At 73.8% G+C, this 7,562-nt stretch carries 7 protein-coding genes; 4 read left to right on the top strand and 3 right to left on the bottom strand.

All coding sequences use genetic code 11. From position 1 onward, the window contains the following. Nucleotides 1-124 precede the first annotated feature (124 nt). The 4 genes from CBZ_RS14580 to CBZ_RS14565 are packed head-to-tail and all read left to right on the top strand — an operon-like array spanning nucleotide 125 to nucleotide 5,427. On the top strand, nucleotides 125-1,750 hold the full coding sequence (locus CBZ_RS14580; protein WP_130782240.1) for an ABC transporter permease subunit: 1,626 nt from the start codon (nucleotides 125-127) through the stop codon (nucleotides 1,748-1,750). 1 nt (nucleotide 1,751) lies between these two features. After that, on the top strand, nucleotides 1,752-2,687 hold the full coding sequence (locus CBZ_RS14575) for a sugar ABC transporter permease (RefSeq protein ID WP_130782239.1): 936 nt from the start codon (nucleotides 1,752-1,754) through the stop codon (nucleotides 2,685-2,687). Further along, the gene (locus CBZ_RS14570; RefSeq protein WP_246013417.1) at nucleotides 2,684-4,537 is read left to right on the top strand and encodes a glycoside hydrolase family 13 protein; all 1,854 of its coding nucleotides are present in this window, start codon (nucleotides 2,684-2,686) and stop codon (nucleotides 4,535-4,537) included. The genes CBZ_RS14575 and CBZ_RS14570 overlap by 4 nt, the downstream gene beginning before the upstream one ends. Beyond that, nucleotides 4,534-5,427 carry an AAC(3) family N-acetyltransferase gene (locus tag CBZ_RS14565; protein WP_130782238.1) on the top strand — a complete coding sequence of 298 codons (894 nt, stop codon included), beginning with the start codon at nucleotides 4,534-4,536 and terminating at the stop codon, nucleotides 5,425-5,427. The genes CBZ_RS14570 and CBZ_RS14565 overlap by 4 nt, the downstream gene beginning before the upstream one ends. Here CBZ_RS14565 and CBZ_RS14560 read toward each other — a convergent pair. The 3 genes from CBZ_RS14560 to CBZ_RS14550 form a co-directional block, all read right to left on the bottom strand. After that, nucleotides 5,357-5,947 carry a hypothetical protein gene (locus tag CBZ_RS14560; protein ID WP_130782237.1) on the bottom strand — a complete coding sequence of 197 codons (591 nt, stop codon included), beginning with the start codon at nucleotides 5,945-5,947 and terminating at the stop codon, nucleotides 5,357-5,359. The genes CBZ_RS14565 and CBZ_RS14560 overlap by 71 nt on opposite strands. A gap of 209 nt (nucleotides 5,948-6,156) precedes the next feature. Then, nucleotides 6,157-6,930, bottom strand: coding sequence for a hypothetical protein (locus tag CBZ_RS14555; protein WP_130782236.1), 774 nt, complete (start codon nucleotides 6,928-6,930; stop codon nucleotides 6,157-6,159). After that, on the bottom strand, nucleotides 6,927-7,562 hold a 636-nt coding region (locus CBZ_RS14550; protein WP_307720762.1), incomplete at its 5' end, for an RNA polymerase sigma factor. The genes CBZ_RS14550 and CBZ_RS14555, both read right to left, overlap by 4 nt.

The raw sequence follows: 7,562 nt of genomic DNA, 5'->3' as shown, positions 1-7,562 counted from the left end.
GGCCCGGCCGGATCGTCCCGGCCGGGCCACCGGGCCCCCCGCCACGGGCGTCGTCCCGGGCGGGACCCCGTGCGCCCCCGCGCGCGCGCACGCCGATCACCGCCGATCACCGGAGCACACCCCCATGACGGACACGTCGACCCGCCCTGACGCCCGCACGGACCCGACCGCCCCACCCCCCGAGGTCCGCGCCGACCGGCGCGGGTCGTGGTGGAGCCGGCAGGAGATCACGCGCGGCTTCTGGATCAAGCTCGCGCTCGTCGCGCTCGTCGACGCGCTCGGCGTCTACGGGATCCTCGCCGCCGGCGCCCTGCAGCAGTGGGGCATCGTCGCGTTCCTCGTGGTCGCGCTCGCGGTCGTCAACGTCGTCTACTTCTCGAAGCGCATGCTCCCGGCCAAGTACCTCGTGCCCGGCCTGCTCTTCCTGCTCGTCTACCAGGTGTTCGTCGTCCTCTACACGGGCGTCACCGCCTTCACGAACTACGGCGACGGCCACAACTCCACGCAGGCCGACGCCGTCGAGGCGGTCCTCGTGCAGAACGAGACGCGCCTGCCCGACTCGCCGTCCTACCCGCTGACCGTCCTCTCCGACGGCGACACGCTCGGGTTCGCCGTGGTCGACGGCGAGGGCGACGCGCAGGTCGGCACCGCCGAGGAGCCCCTGCACCCCGTCGACGCGACCGTCGACGACGGCCGGGTCACCGCGGTCGACGGCTGGCAGACCCTCCAGTTCGGCGAGGTCCTCGCCCAGCAGGACGCGATCTTCGCGCTGCGCGTGCCGATCTCCGACGACCCGAACGACGGCAGCGTCCGCACGCCCGACGGCTCGACCGGCTACGTCTACGTCTCGACGATGGAGTGGGACGAGGCCGCCGGCAGCATCACCAACACCACGACCGGCACGGTGTACCTGGCCGACGAGGAGGTCGGCTCGTTCGTCGCCTCCGACGGCTCGCAGCTCGGCACCGGCTGGAAGGTCTTCGTCGGGCTCGACAACTTCACGCGCGTCTTCACCGACTCCACGCTCGCCGGACCGTTCCTCGGGGTCCTGCTGTGGACGTTCGCGTTCGCGATCCTGTCCGTCGCCACGACGTTCGGGCTGGGCCTGTTCATGGCGATCGTGCTCAACCACCCGAAGGTCCGCGGCCGCAAGATCTACCGGTCGCTGCTCATCGTCCCGTACGCCTTCCCGGCGTTCCTCACGGCGCTCGTGTGGCAGGGCATGCTCAACCGCGACTTCGGCTTCGTCAACGCGACACTGCTCGGCGGCGCGCACATCCCGTGGCTGACCGACCCGTGGCTCGCGAAGATCTCCGTGCTCGTCGTCAACCTCTGGCTGGGCTTCCCCTACATGTTCCTCATCTGCACGGGTGCGCTGCAGTCCATCCCGCAGGAGATCTACGAGGCGGGCAAGATCGACGGCGCGAAGCCGTGGCGGATGTTCCGCGGCCTGACGATGCCGCTGCTCATGGTCTCGACCGCGCCGCTGCTCATCTCGTCGTTCGCCTTCAACTTCAACAACTTCAACGTCGTCTACCTGCTCACCGAGGGCGGTCCCGACGACCTGTCGGCACCGGTCGACGTCGGGGCGACGGACATCCTCATCACGTTCGTGTACCGGCTCGCGTTCGGCGGGGTGAACCGTCAGTACGGGCTCGCCTGCGCGGTCTCGATCCTCATCTTCCTCATCGTCGCCTCGATCTCGGCGGCCACCTTCCGCAGGACGCGCGCACTCGAGGACCTGATCTGACATGGCTGCCCAGACGACCCACCCCACGACCGTCACGACCCGCACGGGCACCGAGGTGCCCGTCCAGCGCGACACGACGCCGAAGGGCCTGCGCTGGTGGCGCGAGCTCGGCTGGCGCCACGTCGTCACGTTCGCCGTGCTGGCGTTCGCCTTCATCCCGATCCTCTACGTGGTGTCCTCGTCGCTGAACCCGACGGGCTCCCTCACGGGGTCGAACCGGCTGTTCTCGAGCATCTCGCTCACCAACTACGTCGAGCTCCTCACCGACCCGGTGCACCCGTACGCGCGCTGGTTCGTCAACACGCTCGTCATCGCGACCACGACGTCGGTCGGCACGGTGCTGCTCGGCGCGGCGGCCGCGTACGCGTTCTCGCGGTTCCGGTTCCGCGGGCGCCGCGGCGGGCTGCTGTCGCTGCTGCTCATCCAGATGTTCCCGCAGGTCCTCGCGTACGTCGCGATCTTCCTGCTGCTCGTGACGCTGCGCGAGGTCTTCCCGGCGATCGGCCTCGGGTCGCGGCTCGGCCTGATCCTCGTGTACCTGGGCGGTGCGCTCGGCGTGAACACCTACCTCATGTACGGGTTCTTCAACACCGTGCCGAAGGAGCTCGACGAGGCCGCCAAGATCGACGGCGCGAGCCACGCGCAGATCTTCTTCGGGATCATCCTGCGGCTCGTCGCGCCGATCCTCGCCGTCGTCGGCCTGCTGTCGTTCGTCGGGGTGTTCTCCGACTTCCTCATCGCGTCGATCGTGCTCGTCGACCCCGACAGCCAGACGCTGCCCGTCGGGCTCTACCAGTACGTCTCGCAGCGGTTCTCGGAGTACTGGGGCGTGTTCGCCGCCGGTGCCGTGCTCGCCGCGATCCCCGTCGTGCTCCTGTTCCAGTTCCTCCAGCGCTACATCGTGTCCGGCCTGACGACCGGCGCGGTGAAGGGATGACGCCGCCGATGACCGTGCACCACCTGCTCGACCAGCCCCACCACGACGGCTCCGAGCTGTACGTCCCGCAGGGCACGCCCGCGCTGGGCGACGTCGTACCGGTCCGGTTCCGTGTGCCGGCGTCCGGCACCGAGCGTGCCCTGTGGGTGCGGACCGTGCGCGACGCCGAGCCGCGCATGGTCCAGGCCCGCCTGGAGCACACCGACGCGCACGAGCGCTGGTACGTCGCCGACATCCCCGTGCACAACCCGGTCACCACGTACCGGGCGCTGCTCGACGAGCCCGGCGGCTACCGCTGGCTCAACGGGCGCGGCGTGCACACCGGCGACGTCCCGGACGCCGCGGACTTCCGCCTCACGGTCCACGAGCCGGCGCCGGCCTGGACGTCGTCCGCGGTCGTCTACCAGATCTTCCCGGACCGGTTCGCGCGGTCGGGCGTCGAGCGGGAGATGCCGTCCTGGGCGGAGCCCGCGGACTGGGAGGACGAGCCCGTCGCCCGCGGCCCGTCCACGCCCGTGCAGCTCTACGGCGGCGACCTGCTCGGCATCGAGCAGCGGCTCGACCACCTGCAGCGGCTCGGGGTCGACACGGTCTACCTGACGCCCGTCTTCCCGTCGCGGTCGAACCACCGCTACGACGCGACGACGTTCGACCACGTCGACCCGCTCCTCGGCGGCGACGAGGCCATGGTGTCGCTGCGACGTGCCCTGCACGCGCGCGGCATGCGCCTGGTCGGCGACTTCACGACGAACCACACGGGCGTCGCGCACGAGTGGTTCGAGCGCGCGCTGCAGGACCGGTCCTCCGAGGAGGCCGAGTTCTACTACTGGGACAAGGAGTCCGACCTCGGCTACGTGGCGTGGCTCGACGTCCCGTCGCTGCCGAAGCTCAACTACGGCTCGTCGGCCCTCGCCCGGCGGATGGTCGAGGGTCCCGGCTCGGTCATCGGCCGCTGGCTGGGGGAGCCGTTCGCGATCGACGGCTGGCGCATCGACGTCGCCAACATGACCGGCCGGTACGCGTCCGACGACTTCACGCACCACGTCGCCCGGACGCTGCGCGCCACGATGACCGAGGCCAACCCCGACGCGGTGCTCGTCAGCGAGCACTTCCACGACGCCGCGGGCGACCTGACCGGCGAGGGCTGGCAGGTCAACATGAACTACTCGGCGTTCACGAAGCCGCTGTGGACGTGGCTCGTCGACCCGGCGACCACGCTCGACTTCCTCGGCATCCCCACGACGATCCCGCGCCGCGACGGCGGCTCGGTCGTCGGCACGATGCGCGAGTTCGACGCGACCGTGCCGTGGAAGGTCACCGCGCGGCAGTGGAACATGCTCGGCTCGCACGACACGCCGCGCCTGCGGACCGTCGTCGGCGACCCGCGGCTCGTCGAGGTCGCCGCCGGCCTGCTGTTCACCTACCCCGGCACGCCCGCGCTGTTCGCGGGCGACGAGGGCGGCGCGACCGGCACCAACGGCGAGCACGCGCGCGTGCCGATGCCGTGGGACCAGATCGAGGCGGGCGGCGGGTCCCGCTGGGACGCCCGCACGTTCGAGACGTACCGGTCCCTCATCGCCCTGCGGCGCTCGTCGCGCGCGCTGCGCGAGGGCGGCCTGCGGTGGGCCGTCGTCGAGGACGACGCGCTCGCGTACCTGCGCGAGACCGCCGACGAGCGTGTGCTCGTCGTCGCGTCGCGTGCGCCGTGGTCCGGCGTCGCGCTGCCCCGGCACCTGCTCGCGGGCGGGCGCGCCGAGCGCCTCTACGGCGAGGGCACGCTCGACGTCGCCGACGACGCCCTGCAGGTCGGCGGCGACGGGCCCGGCGTGACCGTCTGGCGCCTCGCGTGACGCTCGTCCTCGGCTCCGACCTCGGGCGCGACCTGCGCGCGCTCGGGGTCGAGCCCGGGGGCGTGCTGCTCGTGCACGCGTCGCTGTCGCGGCTCGGCACGGTCGTCGGCGGCGAGCAGGCCGTCGTGCGGGCGCTGCTCGACGTCCTCGGCGACGACGGCACGCTCGTCATGCCGTCCCAGTCGTGGCAGCTGTGCGATCCCGCGTACCTCGCCGACCCGTCGGTGCCGCCGGACCGGTACGACGACGTCCGCGCCGCGCTGCCCGTCTACGACCCGGCCTGGACGCCCACCCGCACCATGGGTCTGGTCGTCGAGGCGCTGCGCACGTTGCCCGGGACGCTGCGCTCGGCGCACCCGCACCGGTCGTTCGTCGCGCACGGTCCCCGTGCCGCGCAGGTCGTCGCCCGGCACGACCTCGACGACCCCGTCGGCGAGGGCTCGCCGCTCGCGGCGCTGCACGCCCTCGACGCCCAGGTCCTCCTGCTCGGCGTGGGGTACGACAAGTGCACGGCGCTGCACCTCGCCGAGGCCCGCTGCGGGCTCCCGCTGCCGACGGTCCGCAACGGTGCGCCGCTGCTGGTCGACGGCCGGCGGGAGTGGGTGTGGTTCGACGAGCCCGTCGTCGACGACGCCGACTTCGAGGCCGTCGGCGCCGCGTTCGGCGCGACCGGGGGCGAGGTCGTCGCCCCCGTGGGTGACGCGACGGCGCGGCTCGTGCGCGTGCGGGACCTCGTCGGCTTCGCCGCCGACCACCTCGGCCGGACGCGGCGAGCGGTCGCGGGCCAGGAGCGGCCGGACGTCGCGCCCGCCCCCTGGGTCAGGACTGCGGCGCCGCGTTCGGGGGGATCGGCAGCGGCTGCCCGGCGCGGAGCATCCGACCGGCGGTGAGCTTCGCCTCGCCGACGTCGACGTTCCACAGCTCGGCGAGGACGGCGGCCTCCTCGCTGTTGTAGCCCGCATCCCAGTACGCCTCGAAGGCCAGGCCGTCGAGCGTGTCCGGGTCCGTCAGGTCGAGGGACGAGCCGGGCGCGACGGGCACCGGGAGGCCGTCGAGCAGCAGCTGCCCCGCCCGGCCCTTCGCCTCCAGCAGGTCGAGCTGCCACAGCGCGGCGAGCGCGTCGGCGTCTTCCATGTAGTAGCCCGCGCCCCAGAACGCGTCCGCGCGCGCCTGCGTGTACTCGTCGGGTCCGGCGCTCTCGTCGGTCACGTCCTGCGGGAGCAGCGAGGGCGTCGGGTCCGCCGTCGCCACGGCGTCCGCACCACCGGCGACGACCTGCTCGGCCTGCGGGCGGTCGGCGCTCGCGAGGGCGTACGCCGCCCCGGTCGCGGCCACGGTCAGGGTCGCCGCGACGACGCCGACGGCCGCCGAGCGCCGGCGGGAGCGGTCACCGCTCGCCAGGGGCTTCATGGGTCCTCCAGAGGCTCACCGGTGTCGAGCCCGCGAGCGCCCGGGGTCCGGGCGCCGGGCTGCGACGCTGTCCGCCCGGCGTCAGGTGCGGCCCGGCGCTCGACACCCTAGACCCGGGCCCGCCCCGTGGTGCCCGACTTCGACCACCGTCGTGACGCGGACCTCGTGCGCCGCGACCTGCTCGACCGGCGCACGGCGCCGGCCGCCCGTCAGCCGCGACCCGCGTCGTCGCCCTCGCCCGGCCCGAACGGCAGGGGAGTGCCGTCCAGCAGCATCCGTCCCGCCCGGGCCTTGGTCTCCATGTGGTCGCTGTCCCACAGCGCGTTGAGCGCGTCGACGTCCTCGGCGGTGTAGCCGGCGTTCCAGAACGCCTCCACCTCGCGCTCCTCGGCCGACCCCCACGTCGCGTCGTCCCCGCCCGGGACCAGCAGCCCCGGCGGCACCGGCACGACCTCGCCGTCGAGCACCATCTGCCCGGCGCGCGCCTTCGTCTGCACCGCGTCGGTCTGCCAGAGCGCGCCGAGCGCGTCGACGTCCTCGACCGTGTACCCCGCGCCCCAGAAGGCCTCGTACTGCTCGCGCGTGTACCCGTCGGGCATGGCCGACCACTCGATGCCCACGGCGTGCGCGACGTCCTCCACGGCACGCGCGACGCCCGAGTAGGGGTTCGCGGCGGCGGCCGCGCCCGCGCCCGCGACCGCGAGCGCGGAGGTGACGACACCGGCGGCGACGACGCGTCCTCCGCGCCGCGTGAGCACGGTGACCGTCGCCCGGTGCACGGGCGCGTCGGCCAGCCCGGCCTCGATGCGGGCCGCGACGACCGCGGGGTCGGGGGAAGCAGCGGCTCTGGAGCGCAGCGCCCGCGTGATCCGGTCGCCGAGGTCGTCGGGCGCCGGGGTGCCGCCGGGCGCGGTGCGGGGCTCGGGCCGGGGCTCGGAGCGGGGGTGCTGCGAGCCGTCCGTGGCCCGCGGGTGCTCGGTCATGGTGTCTCCGGGGGGAGGGTGAGGTCGGTGCGACGCAACGTCGCCAGGGCACGGGAGGCGTGGGAGCGGACGGTCGCCGCGGAGGTGCCGAGCACGCCCGCGATCTCGGTGTCGTCGAGACCCTCGTAGTAGCGCAGCACGAGCACGGCGCGCTGCCGCGGGGGCAGTGCCGCGAGGTGCCCCCACATCGCGTCGTCCTCGACGACGTGCTCGGCGTGGTCGCGCTGCGGGTCGATGCGGGCGGCGAGCGCGGCGTCCTCGGTCGGCCGCACGGTCCGCACGTGCCAGCGCCGCCGCCACGACAGGTGCTCGTTGGTCACCATGCGGCGCAGGTACAGGTCGGGCCGCGCCATGAGGCCGATCCGGGTCCAGCGCACGTGTGCGCGCAGCAGCACCTCCTGGACCAGGTCGGCGGCGGTGTGCCCGTCGCCCGTGAGGACCGTCGCGTACCGCAGCAGGCCGGGCAGGTGCGCGCGGACGACGTCGTCGAGGCGGCGGTCGGCCGCGTCGCCGTCGGCTGCGACCCCGTCGGCCGTCGCCGCGCCCGTGGGCGCCGCGCGGACGCGCGCCACGCCTGCGCTGTCCGGCCCGGCCGTGGGCACCCAGGCGCTCACCGGCGCACCGTCCCGGCG

It is taken from the genome of Cellulomonas biazotea, assembly GCF_004306155.1.
Taxonomy (GTDB): domain Bacteria; phylum Actinomycetota; class Actinomycetes; order Actinomycetales; family Cellulomonadaceae; genus Cellulomonas; species Cellulomonas biazotea.
Note: the sequence above shows the minus strand (reverse complement) of the source record. Positions and strands in the feature narration are given on the sequence as shown.